Source organism: Rhizobium sp. S163, assembly GCF_030380805.1.
Classification (GTDB): domain Bacteria; phylum Pseudomonadota; class Alphaproteobacteria; order Rhizobiales; family Rhizobiaceae; genus Rhizobium.
Map to the genome: position 1 here is coordinate 108,545 of NZ_JAUDSA010000007.1, position 21,741 is coordinate 130,285.

The window sequence follows — 21,741 nt, forward strand, 5'->3', positions numbered from 1 at the left end:
TCGGCCGGTGGGTGAGCTCGTCTATTTCTCCAGCAGATCCGAGAACACCCATCGCTTTGTCGAAAAACTCGGGCTGCCGGCATCGCGCATTCCCGTCAGTGCGCAGCTCACGCTGACCGCGCAACGTCCCTTTGTGCTTGTTGTCCCGACCTATTGCGGCGACGGCGGCAAGGGCGCCGTGCCCAAACAGGTCATCCGCTTCCTCAACGATGCGGACAACCGTTCGAACCTCCGGGGCGTGATTGCCGCGGGCAACAGCAACTTCGGCGAGACCTTCGGGCTTGCCGGCGACATCATATCCAAGAAATGCCAGGTGCCTTACCTCTACAGGTTCGAGCTTCTCGGCACGGATGAGGATGTCGCCAATGTCACACACGGATTGGAACGATTTTGGACACGGCAGTTCTCGAACGCCCCTTGAAGGCGACAGACACCAAGATAGCCGACGCGACGCTCGACTATCACGCGCTGAACGCGATGCTGAACCTCTATGACGAGGACGGCAGGATTCAGCTCGACAAGGATCGGCAGGCGGCGAAGCAGTATTTCCTGCAGCACGTGAACCAGAACACTGTCTTCTTCCATAATCTCAGGGAGAAGCTCGATTACCTCGTGACGGAGGGGTACTACGAGCAGGAGGTGCTGGACCAGTACTCGTTCAACTTCGTCCGCGATCTGTTCGACCACGCCTACGACAAGAAGTTCCGCTTCCCGACCTTCCTCGGCGCCTTCAAATATTACACCAGCTACACGCTGAAGACCTTCGACGGAAAGCGCTATCTGGAGCGCTACGAAGACCGCATCTGCATGGTGGCTCTGGCGCTGGCGCGCGGCAATGAGGGGCTCGCCCGCGATATGGTCGACGAGATCATTTCCGGCCGCTTCCAGCCGGCGACGCCGACCTTCCTCAATGCGGGCAAGAAGCAGCGCGGCGAACTCGTCTCGTGCTTCCTGCTACGCATCGAGGACAACATGGAGAGCATCGCCCGCGGCATCAATTCGGCGCTGCAGCTTTCCAAGCGCGGCGGCGGGGTCGCCCTGTCTCTGACGAACCTGCGCGAGGCCGGCGCGCCGATCAAGCAGATCGAAAACCAGTCGTCGGGCGTCATCCCGGTCATGAAGCTCCTGGAAGATAGTTTCTCCTACGCCAACCAGCTCGGCGCGCGCCAGGGCGCGGGAGCTGTCTACCTCAATGCCCACCACCCCGACATCATGCGCTTCCTCGACACCAAGCGCGAGAATGCCGACGAGAAGATCCGTATCAAAACGCTGTCGCTCGGCGTCGTCGTGCCCGATATCACCTTCGAACTCGCCAAGAACAACGAGGACATGTACCTGTTCTCGCCCTACGACGTCGAACGCGTCTATGGCGTCGCCTTCAGCGAGATCTCGGTCACCGAGAAATACCGCGAGATGGTGGCCGACTCCAGGATCAAGAAGAAAAAGATCAAGGCGCGTGACTTCTTCCAGGTGATAGCCGAGATCCAGTTCGAGAGCGGTTATCCCTACATCATGTTCGAAGACACGGTGAACAAGGCGAACCCGATCGCCGGGCGCATCACCATGAGCAATCTGTGCTCGGAAATCCTGCAGGTTAGCGATGCCAGCACCTATGATGCCGATCTCTCCTACGATCACATGGGCAAGGATATCTCCTGCAATCTCGGCTCGCTGAACATCGCCGCGGCGATGGACTCGGCTGATTTCGGCAAGACGATCGAAACATCGATCAGGGCGCTGACCGCCGTTTCCGACATGAGCAATATCACCTCGGTCCCATCGGTCGCCAAGGGCAATGCCGACAGCCACGCGATCGGTCTCGGCCAGATGAACCTTCACGGCTATCTTGCCCGCGAACGCATCTATTACGGTTCCGAAGAGGGCGTCGATTTCACCAACATCTACTTCTACACCGTAACCTATCATGCCATCCGCGCGTCGAACCGGCTCGCGGTCGAGCGTGGCCAGAGCTTTAAGGGCTTCGAGAACTCGAAGTACGCGTCGGGCGACTATTTCGACAAGTACACTGAAAGCGAATGGATGCCAGCGACGGCGCGCGTGGCTGAACTGTTTGAGACGGCAGGCATCCACATCCCGACGCAGGGCGACTGGCTGGAGTTGAAGAAGGCTGTCATGGAAGGTGGGCTTTATAACCAGAACCTGCAGGCCGTGCCGCCGACGGGATCGATCTCCTACATCAATCACTCGACCTCCTCGATCCACCCGATCGTCTCCAAGATCGAGATCCGCAAGGAAGGCAAGATTGGCCGCGTCTACTACCCGGCCGCCTTCATGACCAACGACAATCTCGACTATTATCAGGATGCCTACGAGATCGGGCCGGAGAAGATCATCGACACCTATGCGGCGGCCACCCAGCATGTCGACCAGGGCCTGTCGCTGACGCTGTTCTTCCGCGACACCGCGACGACGCGCGACATCAACAAGGCGCAGATCTATGCGTGGAAGAAGGGCATCAAGACCATCTACTACATCCGCCTTCGCCAGATGGCGCTGACCGGCACGGAAGTGCAGGGCTGCGTCTCCTGCGCCCTTTGATCCCAGGTGAGCAAGATGAACATTCAAGTGAAGACCAAAACCCCGAAGGTCGCCGCGTCCGTGCGCGCCATCAACTGGAACCGGATCGAGGATGACAAGGACCTCGAGGTCTGGAACCGCCTTACCGGCAATTTCTGGCTGCCGGAAAAGGTGCCGCTGTCGAACGACATCCCGTCCTGGGCGACGCTCAAGCCGGAAGAGCAGCAACTGACCATCCGGGTCTTCACCGGATTGACGCTGCTCGACACGATCCAGAACGGCGTCGGCTCGGTGAAACTCATGGCCGACGCTGTGACCCCGCATGAGGAGGCGGTGCTTTCCAACATCTCCTTCATGGAAGCGGTGCACGCACGCTCCTATTCGTCGATCTTCTCGACGCTGTGCTCGACACCCGATGTCGACGATGCCTATCGCTGGTCGGAGGAGAACGAGTTCCTGCAGCGGAAGTCGGCACTAGTCATGGAGCAATACGCGTCCGATGATCCGCTGAAGAAGAAGGTCGCGTCGGTCTTCCTCGAAAGCTTCCTGTTCTATTCCGGGTTCTATCTGCCGATGTACTGGTCGAGCCGCGCCAAGCTCACCAACACCGCCGACATGATCCGCCTCATCATCCGCGACGAGGCCGTGCATGGCTATTATATCGGCTACAAGTTCCAGCGGGCAGTCGAGCGCTTGCCTGAGGCGCGGCGCCAGGAGATCAAGGACTTCGCCTTCGATTTGCTGTTGGAACTCTACGACAACGAGGCGAAGTACACCGAGGCGCTCTATGACGGCGTCGGCCTCACCGAGGACGTCAAGAAGTTCCTGCATTACAACGCCAACAAAGCGCTGATGAACCTCGGCTACGAGGCACTGTTTCCGGCTGAAGCATGCAAGGTCAATCCGGCTATCTTATCGGCGCTCTCGCCCAACGCCGACGAGAACCACGACTTCTTCTCCGGATCCGGTTCTTCCTACGTCATCGGCAAGGCCGTTGCCACCGAAGACGAAGACTGGGATTTCTGAAGTCGCGCACTAGCTGCTTTGGCGAAGGGTGACCACCAGCTTGCGCTGGTGGTGTGATCCTGAAAGCCGATCTGCTCTGCGACCCCGAGCGCCGGCTCGATCACATACTCTTTGGCTAAACTGTTCGCTTGTGACCAACTCATACTCGTTTGTTCTCGGGATTTTGGGAGCTGTGGCACAGCAGTGTCCATGACAAGGCCTGCGCCGCCTCTGATCTTATCACTCGGCGCCGGGCTGGACACCAAGGACGAAGTCGATAACTTTCGACGAAGACATCTCGCACGGCTTCAGCAAAGGAAGCATCTGGCTGGTTTGATAGAGATTGAAGGAGACAACGTCGTTTCCTGCAAGTTCTTCTGCGAACAGCCAGATGCGACGCTCATTGTCGGATCGGCGTATAGTTATGCCCCAGCTCCGGCCGTTAAACTCGCCCTTGAAGAACCCGGTCGGAAGTCGCGCGAGAGCTCGCTGGAAATCCGAGATTTCTGCCTCGGGATCCGTCATGGCGAAAGACACTCTTCGCAGATGCCGCAGCAATCCTCATCCAGTACCGCAGGCCGCCCGCAGCAGTCGCAGGCAGACGTCCGCGACCCCGCGCGTATCCCCGGTTGAGGTGGCAGAATGTCGATCATGTCTTCGTCGTAGTGACTAGTAGATAGGTGTTCGTCCATGCCGGGCTCCAAAATCTGGACTCCAGATAGTGAAGACTTTTCCGATAGCAAGATGGGTGCCTTGAAGGCGACGTGTTGTACGTCGTTTCTCCATGAGCGCCTTGCTGTCACCTCCCCCGGGAGGGGCATCCCAGCCGTTTCCTCATTGTCAGGACGCGATGGATTATGCCTCCTCCAAAATCGCAGGTCGCTGCGCGAACTCAACCGCTTTGCGGATTGATCACGTGGGTGGAGCCGAATGTCTCCACAGGTGTCGCGACACGGCGACCTGCACTGTCGAAACAGTGGACGGCGTCCGGTTCGGCCTGAAGCATTACCCGGCTGCCTATAGCCATCGTCGATCTGCCTGCTACTCGAAAAACAATCTCCACCCCGCCAGTCGTCGTGGCATGAATGTAGCTTTCTGCACCGACAAGTTCGATGGCGCCGATGTCGACCGCAAGGCTGAATGTTGAACCCTTTCGCGTGTCGGAGATTTTCAAGTCCTCAGGGCGAACCCCGATGGTCGCCACTCCAAGGGGAAGCGACAGGCCGGGAGCGTCGGTGCCCAACGCCTCGGCGGTGACGAGGTTCATAGCCGGCGAACCAATGAAGGCTGCCACGAACGTAGTGGCCGGCCGCTCGTAAAGCTCGATTGGCGTTCCGACCTGTTCAATCTGTCCGCCATTCAGCACGACAAGGCGATCGGCAAGTGTCATGGCCTCCATCTGGTCATGCGTCACATAGACGCTTGTCGTGGCCAGCGTACGCTGAAGCCGGCGGATTTCCACGCGCATCTGCACGCGCAATTTTGCATCGAGATTGGAAAGCGGTTCATCGAACAAGAATGCTTTCGGCTCACGCACGATTGCCCGGCCCATCGCAACGCGCTGTCTTTGTCCACCTGATAGCTGGCGTGGCCTGCGGTCGAGCAAAGCACCGATTTCAAGGGAACCGGCGGCTGCGGCGATCCGTCGTTCAATCTCCGTAGCTGCCATTTTCCTGTTCTTCAAGCCGTAGGCCATATTCTGGCGGACGGTCATGTGCGGATAAAGTGCGTAGTTCTGGAAGACCATGGCGATGTCACGCTCTGACGGCTCCAGATTATTTACAACGCGTCCATCGATCGCGATCTCTCCATCCGAGATCGTTTCCAGTCCCGCAATCATCCTCAGCAACGTGGACTTGCCGCAGCCCGATGGCCCCACAAGTACGACCATTTCACCATCGGCGATGTCGAGCGAAACGCCTTTGATTGCCTCGAAGCCACCTGGATATGTCTTGCGAACGTCTCTGATCGTGATGCTTGCCATTACTTTTCTGTCTCCACGAGGCCCTTCACGAACCAGCGCTGCATCAAAACGACAACGAGGATCGGTGGGATGATTGCAAGGATCGCCGTGACCATGACGAGGTTCCAGGGCGTTGCTGCGTCGGCAAAATCGACCATTTTTCGCAGGCCGATGATAATCGTCGACATGCTCGCGTCATTGGTCACAAGCAGGGGCCAGAGATACTGCGTCCAGCCGTAGATGAAGAGAATGACGAAGAGCGCCGCCAGGTTGGTACGTGAAAGCGGGAGGAGGATGTCGCGCATGAACCGCAGAGGTCCAGCATTATCGATACGGGCAGCTTCCACAAGTTCGCCGGGTATCGTCAGGAAAAACTGACGAAACAGGAAGGTTGCGGTCGCCGATGCCATCAGGGGAAGCGTGAGCCCTGCATAGGTATCGATCATGCCGAGATCGACGATGACCTTGTATGTCGGCAGGATGCGAACCTCCACCGGCAGCATCAGGGTAATGAAGATCATCCAGAAAAACACCATGCGCAGGGGAAAGCGGAAAAACACGATCGCAAATGCCGACAGGAAGGAAATGACGATCTTGCCAAGCGCGATCAAGGTCGAAACGATTATCGTGTTGACCATCATCCGCTCGAGGCTGACACCAACAACCCGCTCTACCCCACCAACCAAGGCGTCGTGATAGTTCTCCACAAAATGATCCTGCGGAAGCATGGTGATGGGCGGCCGCAGTATCTGCGCCGATGTCATCGTCGATGCGACAAACGTGTAATAGATCGGAAAGGCAACAATGATGATCCCCAGTACGAGGATCAGATGGCCAGTGATATTTGCAACAGGGCGCCGGTCGATCATCTCAAACCTCAAGCATAGTGGACACGGCGTTCGACGAAGCGAAATTGCACTGCCGTCAGTACAATCACGATGATCATCAATACGACAGACTGGGCAGCGGACGAGCCGAGGTCGAGATTGACGAAGCCGTCATTGTAGACCTTGTAGACCAGCGTCTCGGTCGCCTTGGCAGGCCCTCCGCCCGTCACCGCATGAATGATGCCGAACGTGTCGAAGAAGGCGTAGACGGTGTTGACGACGAGCAGGAAAAACGTGGTTGGCGCAAGCAGAGGAAACACGATTGTCCAGAACCGACGGCTGCCGCGGGCGCCGTCAATGGCTGCCGCTTCGATCAATGATTTCGGGATCGCCTGAAGACCGGCGACGAAGAAAAGGAAGTTGTAGCTAATCTGCTTCCATGCGGCCGCGACGATGACCAGGACCATTGCCTGTCCGCCGTTCAAGAGTGGATCCCAGGCAAACCCTGCTCGCCGCAACATGTAGGCGAAGCTTCCCATCGCTGGATTGAACATGAATAGCCACAACATGCCCGCGACGGCGGGGGCCACGGCGTACGGCCAGATCAGCAGCGTGCGATAAAACGTCTGGCCCCGCCTGATACGGTCGACAGCGGTCGCGAGCGTCAACGCCGCTGCCATCGCCAGTGCTGCAGTTGCGACACTGAACACGACGGTGACCTCGAGCGAATGAATGTAGCTTGGATCGCTCAGGATCCTGCGAAAGTTCGCCAGGCCGACAAAGCCGCTCTTCAGTCCGAACGGGTCTTCCCGCTGCATGGATTGATAAAGCGCCTGACTGGCGGGCCAGAAGAAAAACACGACCGTGAGGACGATCTGAGGTGCCAACAGGAAATAGGGAAGGAATTTATTGGGGAAGACGACATTTTGCACGAGGAGACCCCCTTGAGCGAAGAGGTGATCATCCGCGCCCATGAACGCGGATGATCGACAGGTCAAGCTTACTGGGCGATCGCCTGCTGGATGGCCGCGTTGCCCCGCTCGACAGCCTTGTCGAGAGCGGCCTTGGCATCCTGCTTGCCGGCAAGCATTGCTTCGAATTCCTCGTTCATGATGTCGCGAACCTGAGGCAGGTTGACGAGACGAACGCCTTTGGAATTTTCCGTCGGCGCCTTGCCCATCATCTGCAGGATCGGGGTCTCGCGACCCGGGTTCTTTTCGTAGAAGCCGGACTTCTTTGTCTCCTCATAGGCTGCCATTGTCACAGGCATATAGCCTGACACCTGATGAAGGCGCGCCTGGATCTTGGTCTGCGACAGGAAATGGAAGAACTCGGCGATGCCCTTGTACTCGGCGTCGCTCTTGCCAGCGAATACCCAAAGGCTTGCGCCGCCGGGGATGGTGTTTTGTGGGCGGCCCTCGCCCGGCTCGTAAGGGAGTTGCCCAATTCCGTAGTTCATGCCGCTTTTGATGATATCACCCAGTCCGCCGGATGATTCCGTCAGGATAGCGCACTCACCCGACGTGAAGAGCTGCTTTGCTTCGGATGTGCGGCCACCATAGCGAAACGTACCGTCCTTGGCGAGATCGGCGATATCCTGGAAGTGCTTGACGAAGTCAGGCGTGTTGAAGGCGAGTTTGACGTCGGTGCCCGCCAAACCGTTTTCGTTGCTGCCGTAGGAGAGATTGTTCCATGCCGCGAAGTTCTCGGTCTGGATCCAGGTAAGCCAGGTCGATGTCATGCCGCAAGCTGCGCCGCTTGCCTTGATTTTCTTGGCGGCCTCGATGACGTCAGGCCAGGTCTTTGGTGCGGCCTCTGGATCAAGCCCGGCCTTCTTGAAGAGGTCCTTGTTGTAGTAGAGGATCGGCGAGGACGAGTTGTAGGGGAACGACAGCATCGTCCCGTCCGGCCTCGAATAGTAAGCGGCGATGCCTGGAAGATATTCGTCCTTGTTGAACTTGTAGCCGCCCTTTTCGAGGACTTCGGCGACGGGCATGATGGCCCCTTCAGCTCCCATCATCACGCCGCTGCCTGCGTCGAAGACCTGAAGAATAGCCGGCGCCTTTTTGGCCCGGAAGGCTGCGATGCCGGCGTTCAATGCCTCTGGATAGGTACCCTTGAACACCGGAACGATCTTGTAATCGGCCTGGCTCTCGTTGAATTCCTTGGCGAGCTGGTCGACAACCTCGTTGTTGGCGCCGGCCATGGCATGCCACCATTGCAACTCCGTAGCGGCAAATGCATTGCCCGCAATCGTGCTTGAAAGAAGGGCTGTGGCGAAGCCGATTGCGATTGAATGACGAGACATGTTTCCTCCCTTTGGGTCATTTGCGCATCTTGCGCCTGCGCTGCACAGCCAACCTCCCCGTCGGCTGCGCGTCACAACTGTCAAAGCCGGTAGCCGGCTTCAAATTTCTCTCCTGTCGAAACTAAGGTCGCAAAGCGATCTGTCCAGGTCTCGGCAATCATGCGTTGTCAGATTTGGGCGATGGCGCGAAGATCCTCGACGGCGCCAGGTGCTGCCGCCAGAACGGGTGCTCCCTTCGTCAGCCGGTCCCCGTCCGTCGGGAAGGGGTGGTACCAGCCGCCGGCCTCCTTGACGAGGCAGTAGCCAGCCAGGCAGTCCCATGCATGCATATAGGGTTCGTAGTAGCCCACGAGACGGCCTGCTGCCACATAGGCTAGCATCAGCGCGCCGGATCCATTGCGAATGAAGTTGCCGCCGGCAGACAACAGTTTTTCCACCATCGCCGCAACGAATGCCGGGGTGACATGGTTGTTGGCCCCGATACCGGTCACGGCATTGCGGATCGTGCGGGATGGATCAAGGGACAATGATTGTCCATTCAACGTGGCACCCGATCCGGCAGCCGCAGAGTAAAGTTCGTCATGACATGGTGCAAAGACAACGCCGACGACAGGCACGTTATCCTCAAGAAGCGCGATTGAGATGCACCAGTTCGGCATGCCATTGACGAACGGGCTCGTTCCATCGATCGGATCGACCACCCAGACCCGGCCCGACGTACCGGCTTCCAGCCCATACTCTTCCCCGAGGAAGCCGTCACCAGGATAGGCTTCGTGAACGGCGTCTCGAATGAGGTTTTCGACGTCCCTGTCAGCGATCGATACGACGTCCTGGGGATCGCGCTTGGTTTCTATGACCAGGCTTTCTCTTTTTTCGAAGTATCCAAGTGCAAGGGCGCCGGCCTTCTTTGCGATCGCTTCCGCAAAGGCCCTGCGAGCATCCAGGCCTGGTGAAGTATAGGGTGTCATGTCAAACCTCTCAGAATATCTTAGCCGTTCGTGCCGGTAATCAGTGCTGTTCCACGGTCCTTCAGGCTGATGGTGACTTCGGTCGTCGTATCGAAGGGTGTGTCGGCCGCCGTATCGATGACGAACAAATTCCCCCTGCCCGTCGCCACCTCGTACTCGACGTGATCGCCGAGGTAGGCGGCATGGGTGATCCTTCCGGTGAAGGCACCGTCTGGGGTCGCACGGTTCAATTGAATTGCATTTGGCCGGATGGCCAGTTCGGCCTGCCCGGCCGACGCATTTCTGGCCGCCACGCGATGCTTCAGCCCGCCGATATCGATCAGGGCGACGCCATCTTCGATACGTTCGACCTGACAGGCCAGCACATTGGCCTCGCCCATGAAATCGGCGATGAAGGCTGAGGCGGGCGCATCGTAAAGATCGCGCGGTGCGCCCTGTTGCGCGATCTCGCCATCCTTCATCACGATGATCTGGTCTGACACGGCAAGAGCCTCGTCCTGGTCATGCGTGACGTAGACCGCGGTGAAACCCAATCTCTGCTGCAGGTCGCGAATTTCGGTGCGCACCCGTCGACGCAAGCGTGCGTCGAGATTGGAGAGCGGCTCGTCGAGGAGCAGCACCTGTGGCTCCAGGACCAGGGCGCGCGCCACGGCAACGCGCTGCTGCTGACCACCAGACAATTCGGCTGGCAGGCGCTCGCCCATGCCTTCCAGACCGACGAGCTTCATCGCTTCCCTGGCGCGCTCGCGCGCCTCCTTGCGCTTGATCCCTGACGATTCCAGACCGTATGCGACATTGTCGAGTGATGTCATGTGCGGGAAGAGTGCGTAACTTTGAAACACCATCGACACGTCGCGTTCGTTTGCCGGCAACATCGTCACGTCCTTGCCACCGATCAGGATGCGCCCTGAAGAGGGGTGCTCAAGGCCGGCAAGCATACGAAGCGTCGTCGTCTTGCCGCATCCTGATGGGCCAAGAAGGGTGACTAGCGTTCCCGGTTCGATGGTGAGCGACAGGTCAGGAATGGCGGTGAAGGCGCCAAAGGTCTTTCTCACCTTCTCGAACGTGACGGAGCCGGGCACAGTCTTGCTCATGCTGTTTTCTCCTGATTGAGCGGCAGGGTTGGGTTGGCCGTCGGTGCGGCGAGCGCGACACGGTTTTCGCGGCGCAGCCGGCGTTCACCGACCAGGAGCTGGAAACCACCGATGACGATGACCATGACGACGATGAGTGCCGACGAGTAGGCGATTGCCACGCCATATTCACCGTTCTCGACCAGGCCAACGATGTAGGCCGTCGACATGTTGTACTCGGCGCTGACGAGGAAGATGACGGCACTGATCGAGGTGATCGCCCTGACGAAGGAGTAGACGAGAGCTGCGGTGATTGCCGGGCGCAGGAGCGGCAAGATCACTTTTCTTACGGTCCTGAAACTGTTTGCCCGCAAGGTCAGAGATGCTTCGTCGAGGCTTTTGTCGAGCTGGCTCATGGCCGCCACGCCGCCGCGCACACCGACGGGCATGTTGCGGAAGACAAAGCAGGCAATCAGGATGAGGGCCGTACCGGTCATCTCCAGCGGCGGAAGATTGAATGCCATGATGTAGCTGATGCCAATTACGGTGCCTGGAATGGCAAAGCTCAGCATAAGTGCAAATTCGAAGACGCCACGACCGACGAATTTCTGGCGCACGATCAAATAGGCCGTCAGCAGGCCGACGGCTGCCGTCAGCGGCGCGGAGATCAGTGCGATTTCCATGGTCGTCCAGAACGAATTCCACGCTACACCGGTCCAGGCTATCCCACCGCCCTCGCGCCAGCCGATGGAAAACGCGCTGATATAGTGCTGGAACGTCAGGCTGTTATCCAGGCCCCAGGTGCGCACGAAGCCGCCGAAAAGGATCATTGCGTAAACCACGACGGTAAACAGCGCCCAAGGAATGACGATTGAATGAACGGCGATTGAGAGGCCGCGCGGCAAGGCAGCATGGGCTCCAGAATCGCCCTTGCCCGTGACCGTGGCATAACTTTTCCCTTGCAGCCAAAGTCGCTGGGCGAGGAAGGCCGACATGGTGAAGGCAAGCAGGATCATTGCAAGGACGGCGGCGCGGGCCGGATCGTTTTGCGATCCGACGACGGCAAAGAAGATCTCCGTGGAAAGCACACCATGGCTGCCGCCAAGAACCATCGGATTGCCGAAGTCCGCCATGCTTTCGATGAAGCTGATCAGGAAGGCATTTGCGAGACCGGGCTTCATCAACGGAAGCGAAACCCGCCAGAAGGTACGCCAGCGATCGGCCCGCAACGTTTGCGACGCCTCTTCCATCGAAGGGCTAACGCCCTCGACGACACCAATCAGGACAAGGAACGAGATTGGCGTGAAGGATAGGACCTGTGCGATCCATATGCCGGTAAGACCATAGAGCCAGCGGCCGGGCTCGATACTGAGCGCGGATGCTGCCAATTGTGTCACGACGCCAGCGCGCCCAAACAGGAGTGTCAGTGCCAGGCCAACGACAAAGGGTGGGGTGATGATCGGCAGGATCGTCAACAGCCGCAAGCCCTTCTTGAAGGGGAAGCGGGTCCGTGTTGCGACCAGCGCGAAGCAGAGACCGAGCAAAGTTGCGCCGCCAGCCGTCATGATTGCAAGCCATAGCGTGCGCCAGGCCACGCCGCAGCGTTCGCCCCCGACGACACAGCCAAGGCTCCAGACCGACGAATCCTGGATCGTATTGAGAAAGCCGCTGGGGTCAAACGAACCATCGACGGACTGGAAAGCGGCGATGAACATGCTTCCGACCGGATAAAAGACGAAAACTGCAACCAGGACCACAAGCATCGATATGGCGCTGACCACGAAGGCATCACCCTTCATGACGCCGCGATCGGCAAGACCGAATGAAAAGAACAGCACGAAGACGATACCGGCAACAACGGCACCGGCACCCATGGACGGCTGCCCATCGGGCAAGGCCCCAAAGAGCGCCTCACTGACTGCCCATGACCAGCCGGAGAAGGTGATTGCCAGTCCTTGAAGCGCAAGAAGTGTCAATCCGGCGCCGCCGCAAACCGCGAGCAGAAGGCCGCGGCTTCGGGCGTCTTGAACGAGGCGTGCAAGAGAACCTGCAACAAAGAGCAAAGCAACGATGAGGAGCCACCAGCGCCCAGCGCTTGCAATCTGGATTGCGGCCGGTGCGCTTGCTGCGTCGGAGAAATAGCCTGCCAGCCATTGGAAGCCGAAGAAGCCGCTTTCGATGCGATACCAGGGCAACAAAACATAGGCCACGACACCCATAAGGATGGCGACATCGAGACGGCGATTGCTAGAGGTCATGTCTACTGTCCGCAGCGTTTCATGGCGATGGGAGGGCAGGAGCCACAAGGCCCTGCCCTCGTCATACGATCAGTTGGCCTTGGCGCCAATTTCCTTGTCCCATCGCGACAGGAGGGCCTTGCGGACGTCCGGATCGCCATATTTCTTGAAGTCGTAGTCAATCAGCTTGATGTCTTCGAACTTCGGCGCTTCCTTAGGCACTTCGGCAGACTTGTTGGATGGCAGCTGGAAGGACTTCGCATCCTTCATGTGGGACTGGGCATCCGCACTCAGTGCCCAGTCGTACCACTTCTTTGCATTGTCGAGGTTTTTTGCGCCCTTGACGATCGACATCGAGCCGATCTCGTAGCCCGTCCCCTCGCACGGCGCGACCGCCTTGATCGGGAAGCCCTCAACGGTCTGAGCGACCGCATCATGCATGAAGACGACGCCAATGGTCGATTCCCCTCGCGCTGCAGCTTTCACCGGTGCAGAGCCCGACTTCGTATACTGGGAGATGTTGGCGTTAAGCTTCGACAGATAGTCGAATGCCTTGTCCTCGCCCATGATCTGGACGAGCGTTGCCAGCGTGTTGTAGGAAGTTCCCGAGGAGTTCGGATTAGCGATCTGGATTTCGCCCTTATATGAAGGATCGAGTAGATCGGCCCAGCATTTGGGCTCCTTCAGGCCTTTCTTCTGCAAGATCTCGGTATTGTATCCCCAGCCAAGAGCACCGGCGTAAACGCCGACAGTGCGGAAGTTTGCACTTTCCGCCTGCTTTTTGGCCCAGTCCTGCAATTGGTCAAAGAGTGGCGACTTGTATTCGAGGGTCAGGCCTTCACTGGCTGCCTGCAGGTGGGGGTCACCGGTCCCTGCCCACCACAGATCGGTCTTGGGATTGCGCGCTTCCGCGCGGATTTTTGCGTAGGTCTCGCCGGCCGAAAGGCGAACCATGTTGACCGAAATATCCGTCTGTTTTTCGAAGAGGCCCTTCATCAGGTCACAGACCTGCTGGTCTGCCGAGCAGATGACGTTGAGATTTCCGGCGGCATGGACAGGCAGGGCAAACAACGCGGTGGCTGCCGCTAGCGCGGCCGTGGCGAGCTTTATCGAATTCATGATTTCCTCCGTGTGAACGACGCCTCCACGTCGCCGCCTTTTGCAAGCGTGTGCAAAGCTTGCATATGACGGAAAAGACTGTCAATGGTTTTCTGAAAGGCAAGAGGGATTTTGCGACTGCGAACAGCGTTGCAAGCGCGTGCAGCATCGGAGGGGAGTATGCCGCCTAAGGACTTCATCAGTGCACTCGAAGTAGCGCAACGCGCTGGCGTCTCAAGGTCTGCTGTGTCTCGAACGTTCACGCCAGGCGCAAGCGTCTCGGCGGAGACGAGAAAAAAGGTAACGGACGCAGCCGAAGCCTTGGGCTATCACGTCAATGAGCTTGCGCGTGGTCTAATGCGCAACCAGAGCGGAATTGTCTGTCTAATCGTGTCGGACGTTGCCACGCCCTATCGATCGGCACTGCTGCGCGAGCTCACAGGCAAGCTCCAAAACGCCGGAAAGGTGGCAATGCTGATCAACACCGACCGTTCGGACGGCAGTGTGGATCGTGCTCTGTCACAGGCGATCCGCTATCGTGCCGATGCCTCGATCATATTGTCAGGACTACCTGACACGTCGATCGTCAGACTTTGCCTGAAAAACGGACAAAGACTTGTTCTGATCAATCGCGATGATGACGAGCCGGGGCCGCTGAAGATAAATCTCGACGATTTTGAAGCTGGAGAGCGGATCGTCACGGCATTCGCACGGGCAGGCTGCAAGTCACTGGCCTTTGCCAACTCTGATGCCGGTACGCCAAGCCTGATGGGGCGTGAGCGCGGTTTCGTTGCCGCAGCCACGCGACTTGGTCTTGAGGTTTCCGTCGAACGGTATGGCTGGACCGGTTACGAAGCGGGTCGTGTTCTGGCGCAACGGTTTCTCACCAGGCCCCGCCGGCCGGACGCGGTCTTCTGCGCAACCGATCTTCTTGCCTGCGGTTTCATGGATGCTGCACGCCATCAGTTTGGCATCTCGGTTCCAGATCAGCTATGTGTTGCAGGCTTCGACGACATCGAGCAGGCGTCGTGGTTGTCCTACGGCCTGACGACATTTGCGCAACCAGTTGCCGAGATCGCTGCAAAGGCTGTTGGGTGGCTGTCGATCGACGAGAGTGGCAATGATATCGGTTCGCACTCAGTCCGACTGACCGCTGAGCTGGTCTGGAGAACGTCGATCCGAGCGGGATGAGCTGGGCCGGCTTCCTGCGCTACTCACCTCGCGTGAAGCTCGGGTCATGGCGTTTGTTCCAAAACAGGAAGTTCAAGTAGGGTCACCTCAGACCTCACAAGTCTCAGAAAGTCCCTGATGGCAGATTTTTCGATCGCAGGCGGAGCGTAGATCGCCCCAGAAGCTTGAACGCCGCCGTAGTCACCTACGTCGACGTGCACAATGCCCAGTGTCCTGAAGAGTTCGCGGAACCCGCTTGATGCCGCCATCAGATAAGGGGAACCACGCAATACCAGCAGAGCCTGTGGCATCGAATCCGCCCTCACCGCAAAATCTCTGACGAAGGTCTTCAACAGGTTAGGACCATCCTCGTCGCCGTAGCCCGGGCTGATCCATCGCTGTTCAAGTAGTGCTTCAACATCGATGGTGGTCGAGTTCGCGAGTTCATGATGCTGATCGCAGTAAACGAAGGTTCCTTGACGGACGAAGGTTTCAAATTCGACCTGCATTACAGCCTGGTACTTGTAACTCAAAGTGCCGAAAACCAAGTCGTATACGCCGCGGCGCAGACCCTCGAAGCGGCTTCCATCGTCGGCTATCTTCACTTCAACGAGAACGTCCGGGTGGGTCTTGCCGAACTCCCGAATGACGCGAGGAAGGATGACCAGGCCCCAGAGATCGCCCGTGGCAATCCGAATGACGGCCTTGGTCCGTCCTTGCAGGTGCTCTATCTCGTCGCGAGCTTCGTCCAGAGCCGGCAGTATCTGAACCGCACGGCTATAAAGTGCCGAGCCGTAGGCGCTTAGTTCCACCCCGGCCCCCGTGCGCATGAAAAGTGGCACCCCATAGGTCGCTTCAAGTTGGCGGATCGCGCGCGACAAGGCTGGCTGCGAGATGTTCAGCCGCTTTGCTGCGCTCGATATCGATCGCTGGTTTGCAACTTCCACAAACTGCCGAAGCTCCTTCACATCACTCTCCCTATGCAATTTATGCATAACGTATAGCATGTTTGCATTTGACGAGAAGCCCAAGCGCTATATTCTGCACTTAATAAGTAGACTATTCGCGGTTGCAGCAATTCCTTTAAGGTCATGCAATTGCTGAATAAAAATTTGCCGTATGACCGCCGCCGTGACGCGAGCGTGATTTAGCGGCCGATAGAAAGAGTATTTAATCGGGGTAGGGAGGAAGCATATGCTCAAAAACCGCATAGCCATGGTTTTCTGTTCCACCGCGCTGAGCGTTATCACTTCGGCGGGGTATTCGACCGCGCAGGAAAAGATAGAACTCACATTTCGTCAGTTCGATCCGCCAACCGAGATCCAGGGCCTCGTTGCCGCGGTCGACGCTTGGAATGCTGGTCACCCGCAAATTCAGGTCAAGCTGCAGACGATGTCGGGTGGCGACACGCTTGCTCAGCTGGCACGTGAAGTGCCAGCGGGCGCTGGACCGGATGTGCAGCAGTTGGCATTCGTGTGGACGCGCGATCTCGCAAAATCCAAGCTCCTGCTCGAACTCGATCCGTTGATCGCCGAAAAGAGCCCTGGCGCAGGGATGAAGGACTTTCTGGCCCTCGATCTTGCCACGATGGATGGCAAGGTGTTCGGCGTTCCCTGGACGGCCGATACTTTCTCGATGGCGTATCGTCCAGACCTGCTGAAGGCGGGAGGAGTGACGGATTTCCCTGACAGTTGGGACGCTCTTGCCGAGGCCTCAAAGAAGCTATCGGCAGTAGGCGGCGGGAACGCTGACCAGTATGGGTTCTGTTTCCCCGCAGGGAGTTCTCCCGACAGTGGAATGTGGATCCTGGCAAATTATTACCTATGGAGCAATGGAGCGACCTTCGTCGACCAGGACGATGCTGGCAAATGGAAGGTTTCGGTCACGCCCGAAGAGCTTGCGAAAGCGATCAATTACTTCAACGGATTTTTCGTCGAGGGCACATCACCGGAGAACCTCATCACCGTCAATGCCTGGGGTGATCCCGAATTGGTCGGTGGACTGGGGCGAGGCGATTGTGCCATCACTTTCTTTCCACCGCAGACTTTCAGGGCAGCAGAAAAGCAGTCCGAACAGCCACTGCTGACCGCACCGATCCCAAAGGGTTCTGCCAAGCGGATTTCTCATCTCGGCGGCCGCGCGCTCGGCATCAATCCGAACAGCAAGCATCCAAAGGAGGCTTGGGAGTTCATCCAGTACCTGACCGGTCCCGAGACGTTCAAGACCTATAATCAATATCCCGCACAGAAGTCGCTCATATCCAAATTGGCGTTCCCGCCATCCGAACAGGGCTATGTCCAGATGTTGCCGGTAGCACAGACATTCGAACGCTACATTTCTTCGCCGATCCCCGTCTCTAGCATGACCGCGCTGGTGAATCGCGAGTTCGGAGCCGTATTTTCCGGTCAACGTGATCCCGAAGAAGCAGCCGCTGCGATTATCCAGCAGCTGAACGAACTGCTTGCTCGCGGCAAAGGCTAGTTCCATGGCTGTCCTGATGTCCGAGCGAAGGCGACCATCGGCCAGGGTGACAATGGGTTTTCTGCCTCCCGCACTCGAGCCCTACGCCTTGGTGTTGCCCGCGATGCTGGTTCTCGCATTTTTCTTTGCGGGGCCCGCACTCTATAACATCGCCCTCAGTTTCCAGAACGTAAGCCTCTTTGACCTGGGGCAGTCCAACCAGTGGGTCGGATTTGCCAACTTCGCGGCTGTTTTGACGGGCGGCGGACTGGCCGCGGCCTTCTTCAACACGGCCGTCATGCAGACGCTTGTCACGGTCGTCCTTCGTCTGGTGTTCGGACTAGGGCTAGCCATTCTCTTGAATGCCGAGGTTTTCAAAAGGTGGCGGCTTGGCTGGCTTGTTCGTTCTTTAGTGTTGGTGCCCTTCGTTACCCCACCCGTTGTCGCAGTGGCAGCGTGGAAGTGGCTACTGGATCCGCGCTATGGCGCGGTAAACCAGTTGCTTCTGTCTCTGGGGCTCATCGAGCGCGGCATCCCTTTCCTGTCGAGAACGTCGACAGTATGGGGCGCCATCGAGGCTATGCTAATCTGGAGGGAGCTTCCCTTCGTGATCATCACCTTCCTTGCGGCGCTGCAATCGATACCCAAGGAGCTGAAGGAGTCCGCTCGTATCGACGGCGCGTCGGAGTTTCAAATCCACATGCGGATAGTCCTGCCGATGCTGAAGCCCGTCATTGCGGTGGTCGCACTCCTAACAACGATCTGGACGTTCAACAATTTCGTCTATGTGTGGCTGGCGACGCGAGGCGGTCCTGGGGACTACACGCAGGTCTTGGCGACCAAAATGTACACTGTGTCGTTCGTGGACTACCGCGTCGGGGAAGGTGCAGCGATCGGTGTCCTGATGAGCGTCATCATGTTCGCTTTTGCACTCGGCTACCTTGCTCTGCTCTCGCGCAAAGGCAAGGGAGCGACATGATGCAGGCCCGAAGCAATCATCGCGTTCATGCGCGTTTGGCAAAAGATCTGGTTACAGTCATTTTTGGCATAGGTTTGCTGCTTGTTCTTGCCTTCCCATTCATCTGGGTGGTGCTGATTTCCTTTCGCCCGGACCGGGAAATATTCACGCGGACATTCCGCCTGTTCACCACTGTGACGCTCGACAACTACTACGCATTGCTCGAAAATTCCCCGTTCACCGCGTATCTGAAAAACAGCATTGTCATATGTTCGATTTCGACGGTTGCAGCTGTCACCATCTCTCTGATCGCAGCCTACGGATTTTCGCGCAACCGCAACTTCAAGGGTCGCGGCGTGCTTCTCCTTCTGGTCGTTTGCACGCAGCTCTTTCCCTACGTAATCCTGATCACACCCCTGTATTCGATGTTTCTCAAGATCGGGCTTATCGACAATCCGATCAGTTTGGTGCTTTCCTACACTGCTATGAACCTGCCCTTCGCAATCTATCTGCTGCTGGGCTATCTGGATACAATCCCGCAAGACCTGGACGAGGCTGCCAAGCTCGATGGCGCGTCAACGATGCAGATCATCTTCAAGGTGATCCTCCCGATCGCCTGGCCGGGCGTTGTGACGGTCGCTGTCAACGCGTTTGTCTCTGGCTGGGATGAGTTCCTTTTTGCCCTCACGCTGATGACATCGGACGAAAAGAAGACCGTACCCGTCGGGCTCGCAGGCTTTTTTGGCGAGTACACCACACAATGGAATCTGGTGATGACTGCTTCAGTCATCTCCACCTTGCCCACGCTCATCCTTTTCATGTTCCTGCAGCGAAAACTCGTCTCCGACCTCGCGGCTGGAGCTGTCAAGCTCTAGCGGCCAATTTGCCACTCCATGTCTTTGAAGGTATGCCATGAACATCATCCTTGTGCTGATCGACAGCGTCAACCGCGGTGCCCTTTCGGCATATGGGGGTGCCGAGTTCGCAACACCCAACATTGACGCATTCGCAAAGAGAGCACTGCGGTTCGATAATCACTTTGTTGGAAGTCTTCCCTGTATGCCGGCGCGGCGCGAGATCTTCGCTGGATTTAGCGGCATGCAGTGGCGGCCCTGGGGGCCCCTCGAACCCTTCGACCTTCGCTTGCCCAGATTGCTCGAGGCGGCGGGGTACACGACAGCGATCGTAACCGATCACTATCATTACTGGGAAGAGTCAGCCAACGGCTACATTCAGAGCTTCCAGGGTGCCGAATTCGTACGGGGTCATGAGCTGGACTTCTGGGAACCCCTGGTGCCAGAGGAAGAATTGCCAGGCTGGGTCAGGAACATCGAAAAATGGCGGCCTGGTTACGCACACAGGTATTATTCGAACGTGCGCGGGTTTAAGGACGAGACCGACTTCTTCCCTGCCAAGGTGATGACTGCAGCCGCAGACTGGTTGAAGAAACCCAGGACCCCAAGGCCCTTTTTCCTTCAGGTGGAGTCGTTTGACGTCCACGAACCATTCGACGTTCCAGAGCCATACGCGTCTCTTTATGGCGACGCTTCCGGTCGAGACCGCTTCACATTGTGGCCGCCATATCAGGATGCCGCTCGCCAAGCGGATTTCTTCGCACAGGCGTCACCCGAGGAACTCGCGTTTGTTCGCTCACAATACGGCGCAAAACTCACGATGACCGATCACTGGTTCGGCAAGCTTCTGGAAACCATGGACGACCTCGATCTCTGGAAGGATACGGCGGTCATCGTCACCACGGATCACGGCCACGACCTCGGTGAGCGCGGCGGCTATGGCAAGCAGTTTCCACATTTTGACAGCCACGCAAACATTCCCCTGTTGGTGTGGCACCCCGAATTCCCAGGAAACGGCGCAAGCGTGAAGTCATTGACATCGACTATCGATATCTTCGCCTCTGTCCTCGAAATGGCCGGTGTGGTGCGCCCGGAGCAATCGCATTCGCAGTCATTTGTTCCTCTCCTCGCCGGTGATGTTTCGAGCGCGAGAGAGACCGTCATCTACGGGACATTTGGCCAAGGTCTGTGCTGTACGGATGGCGAATGGACACTCATCCAGCCGCCTGACCGTACAAAGCCGCTGCATGCCTATTCGACTATGATACCGACGACAATCGAACCTCAAGATCGTGCGGTCGGCCACGGCAATTTCATTCCGGGCGTTTCGATGCCTCAGTGGAAAATCCCGATCTCACCTGACGGACCTGGAGATCGAAGGGCACTGGATAGCGAGCCATTGCTCTATAATCGTCGCCTCGACCCTCATCAGGTGACCAATCTGTGGACAGCGGAAGAAGGTCAGCGAGCGCGCATGCAATCCTTGATGGCTGAGCAATTGGCAGCGTATGGCGCACCGGCAGAGCTTTTCCAACGGCTGGGCTTAGGCGACTAGGAAACTCCGTTCGTTGGGTCTGGCGGACAGTGCATCCAAGTTGGATGAGATCTTTGCGACTTTCCGTGCGTCTTCGTGTCGGTGAGGTCAGGAGAAAGCGACAAATCAAGGCGTGACGTCGGGCGGATTTTTACTGGTTTCCGGTTCCGGGATTGCATCTTTTGCTTCTGTCTTGAAGCTTGTCATGAACCGGAGCGTGAAGAAGGTCATTGCGGAAAGTACAATTGCTATGTCGTAAGCGCCAAGACCGACGGCAGCGCCGATAGCTCCGGTTGCCCAAAGACTTGCAGCAGTTGCTGTTCCACGAATGCTTGCTCTGCCGACGAGAATTGCGCCACCGCCGATGAAGCCGACGCCGTTGATCAAACCTTCAACGATCCGCGCTGTGGCTTCGGGGTTGCCGTTTGTGACAGTTTCGGCGGCCTGAATGAAACCGCAGGCCGCAATTGCGACGAGCGGAAACGTTCGAAGGCCAGCGCTTCGTTCGTTTCGTTCTCTATCCCAAGCGATTGGCAGCGCCAGAATATAGGCGACCAGGAGCACAAGCAGATGAGCGACCAGGTCAAAGCGTGAAAGGAAGGGGTCAAGCAATGAGTTCAACAGCGATCTCCGATAAGTCATCGTAGAGATGGCGGAGATCTTCGTGTCGGCAAGGGCGGCACCTGGTTTAGCGCCGCGATCGGATGAAAAACCCCCTGCGGCTTCGATCCCTGTGGGACAAGCTCGG

The 21,741-nt window shown here is 57.7% G+C and carries 19 protein-coding genes; 8 read left to right on the forward strand and 11 right to left on the reverse strand.

The annotated features are described in order from the left end of the window. Positions 1–7 precede the first annotated feature (7 nt). Genes nrdI through nrdF form a run of 3 tightly spaced genes read left to right on the forward strand, consistent with a single transcriptional unit; the run spans position 8 to position 3,564 of the window. A complete protein-coding gene (nrdI, locus tag QTL96_RS09175; protein ID WP_289727520.1) occupies positions 8–421 on the forward strand; it encodes a class Ib ribonucleoside-diphosphate reductase assembly flavoprotein NrdI in 414 nt (137 codons plus the stop codon). Beyond that, positions 391–2,559, forward strand: coding sequence for a class 1b ribonucleoside-diphosphate reductase subunit alpha (gene nrdE / locus QTL96_RS09180; RefSeq protein ID WP_289727521.1), 2,169 nt, complete (start codon positions 391–393; stop codon positions 2,557–2,559). The genes nrdI and nrdE overlap by 31 nt, the downstream gene beginning before the upstream one ends. 15 nt (positions 2,560–2,574) lie before the next feature. Then, positions 2,575–3,564, forward strand: coding sequence for a class 1b ribonucleoside-diphosphate reductase subunit beta (gene nrdF / locus QTL96_RS09185; protein ID WP_289727522.1), 990 nt, complete (start codon positions 2,575–2,577; stop codon positions 3,562–3,564). A 219-nt stretch (positions 3,565–3,783) separates the two neighbouring features. Here nrdF and QTL96_RS09190 read toward each other — a convergent pair whose 3' ends face one another. The 9 genes from QTL96_RS09190 to QTL96_RS09230 all read right to left on the reverse strand — a co-directional run bounded on the left by QTL96_RS09190 (position 3,784) and on the right by QTL96_RS09230 (position 14,038). After that, positions 3,784–4,068 carry a hypothetical protein gene (locus tag QTL96_RS09190; protein WP_289727523.1) on the reverse strand — a complete coding sequence of 95 codons (285 nt, stop codon included), beginning with the start codon at positions 4,066–4,068 and terminating at the stop codon, positions 3,784–3,786. Positions 4,069–4,435: 367 nt separating this feature from the next. Then, positions 4,436–5,527 (reverse strand): sn-glycerol-3-phosphate import ATP-binding protein UgpC, encoded by a 1,092-nt coding sequence (locus QTL96_RS09195; RefSeq protein ID WP_289727524.1) that lies wholly within the window; start codon positions 5,525–5,527, stop codon positions 4,436–4,438. Then, positions 5,527–6,375: a sn-glycerol-3-phosphate ABC transporter permease UgpE gene (ugpE, locus tag QTL96_RS09200; protein ID WP_112822024.1), complete on the reverse strand. Its 849-nt coding sequence runs from the start codon at positions 6,373–6,375 to the stop codon at positions 5,527–5,529. Before ugpE ends, QTL96_RS09195 begins: the two co-directional genes overlap by 1 nt. An 8-nt stretch (positions 6,376–6,383) precedes the next feature. Next, positions 6,384–7,265 (reverse strand): sn-glycerol-3-phosphate ABC transporter permease UgpA, encoded by an 882-nt coding sequence (gene ugpA / locus QTL96_RS09205; RefSeq protein WP_289727525.1) that lies wholly within the window; start codon positions 7,263–7,265, stop codon positions 6,384–6,386. Between the two features lie 68 nt (positions 7,266–7,333). Continuing rightward, on the reverse strand, positions 7,334–8,641 hold the full coding sequence (gene ugpB / locus QTL96_RS09210; protein WP_289727526.1) for a sn-glycerol-3-phosphate ABC transporter substrate-binding protein UgpB: 1,308 nt from the start codon (positions 8,639–8,641) through the stop codon (positions 7,334–7,336). A 167-nt stretch (positions 8,642–8,808) separates the two neighbouring features. Further along, positions 8,809–9,609, reverse strand: coding sequence for an inositol monophosphatase family protein (locus tag QTL96_RS09215; RefSeq protein WP_289727527.1), 801 nt, complete (start codon positions 9,607–9,609; stop codon positions 8,809–8,811). A gap of 20 nt (positions 9,610–9,629) precedes the next feature. After that, entirely contained in the window at positions 9,630–10,703 is a 1,074-nt protein-coding gene (locus tag QTL96_RS09220) for an ABC transporter ATP-binding protein (RefSeq protein WP_289727528.1), read from the reverse strand. Further along, positions 10,700–12,940, reverse strand: a complete 2,241-nt coding sequence (locus QTL96_RS09225) for an iron ABC transporter permease (RefSeq protein WP_289727529.1) — start codon at positions 12,938–12,940, stop codon at positions 10,700–10,702. The genes QTL96_RS09220 and QTL96_RS09225 overlap by 4 nt, the downstream gene beginning before the upstream one ends. A 69-nt stretch (positions 12,941–13,009) precedes the next feature. Further along, complete coding sequence (locus tag QTL96_RS09230) at positions 13,010–14,038, reverse strand: ABC transporter substrate-binding protein (protein WP_113197693.1); 1,029 nt, start codon at positions 14,036–14,038, stop codon at positions 13,010–13,012. A 159-nt stretch (positions 14,039–14,197) separates the two neighbouring features. Here QTL96_RS09230 and QTL96_RS09235 point away from each other — a divergent pair, with 159 nt between their 5' ends. Continuing rightward, positions 14,198–15,208: a LacI family DNA-binding transcriptional regulator gene (locus tag QTL96_RS09235; RefSeq protein ID WP_289727530.1), complete on the forward strand. Its 1,011-nt coding sequence runs from the start codon at positions 14,198–14,200 to the stop codon at positions 15,206–15,208. 44 nt (positions 15,209–15,252) lie between these two features. On the opposite strand, the gene QTL96_RS09240 is transcribed toward QTL96_RS09235, so the two are convergent. After that, a complete protein-coding gene (locus QTL96_RS09240; protein WP_289727531.1) occupies positions 15,253–16,155 on the reverse strand; it encodes a LysR family transcriptional regulator in 903 nt (300 codons plus the stop codon). Positions 16,156–16,381: 226 nt separating this feature from the next. On the opposite strand from QTL96_RS09240, the gene QTL96_RS09245 reads away from it, so the two are divergent. Genes QTL96_RS09245 through QTL96_RS09260 form a run of 4 tightly spaced genes read left to right on the forward strand, consistent with a single transcriptional unit; the run spans position 16,382 to position 21,014 of the window. Beyond that, on the forward strand, positions 16,382–17,668 hold the full coding sequence (locus QTL96_RS09245; protein WP_289727532.1) for a sugar ABC transporter substrate-binding protein: 1,287 nt from the start codon (positions 16,382–16,384) through the stop codon (positions 17,666–17,668). A gap of 4 nt (positions 17,669–17,672) precedes the next feature. After that, positions 17,673–18,626 (forward strand): sugar ABC transporter permease, encoded by a 954-nt coding sequence (locus tag QTL96_RS09250; RefSeq protein ID WP_113197696.1) that lies wholly within the window; start codon positions 17,673–17,675, stop codon positions 18,624–18,626. Then, on the forward strand, positions 18,623–19,480 hold the full coding sequence (locus QTL96_RS09255; RefSeq protein ID WP_289727533.1) for a carbohydrate ABC transporter permease: 858 nt from the start codon (positions 18,623–18,625) through the stop codon (positions 19,478–19,480). The genes QTL96_RS09250 and QTL96_RS09255 overlap by 4 nt, the downstream gene beginning before the upstream one ends. Positions 19,481–19,517: 37 nt before the next feature. Beyond that, on the forward strand, positions 19,518–21,014 hold the full coding sequence (locus tag QTL96_RS09260; protein ID WP_289727534.1) for a sulfatase: 1,497 nt from the start codon (positions 19,518–19,520) through the stop codon (positions 21,012–21,014). A 105-nt stretch (positions 21,015–21,119) separates the two neighbouring features. Here QTL96_RS09260 and QTL96_RS09265 read toward each other — a convergent pair whose 3' ends face one another. Then, the gene (locus QTL96_RS09265) at positions 21,120–21,614 is read right to left on the reverse strand and encodes an MgtC/SapB family protein (protein ID WP_289727535.1); all 495 of its coding nucleotides are present in this window, start codon (positions 21,612–21,614) and stop codon (positions 21,120–21,122) included. Positions 21,615–21,741 lie beyond the last annotated feature (127 nt).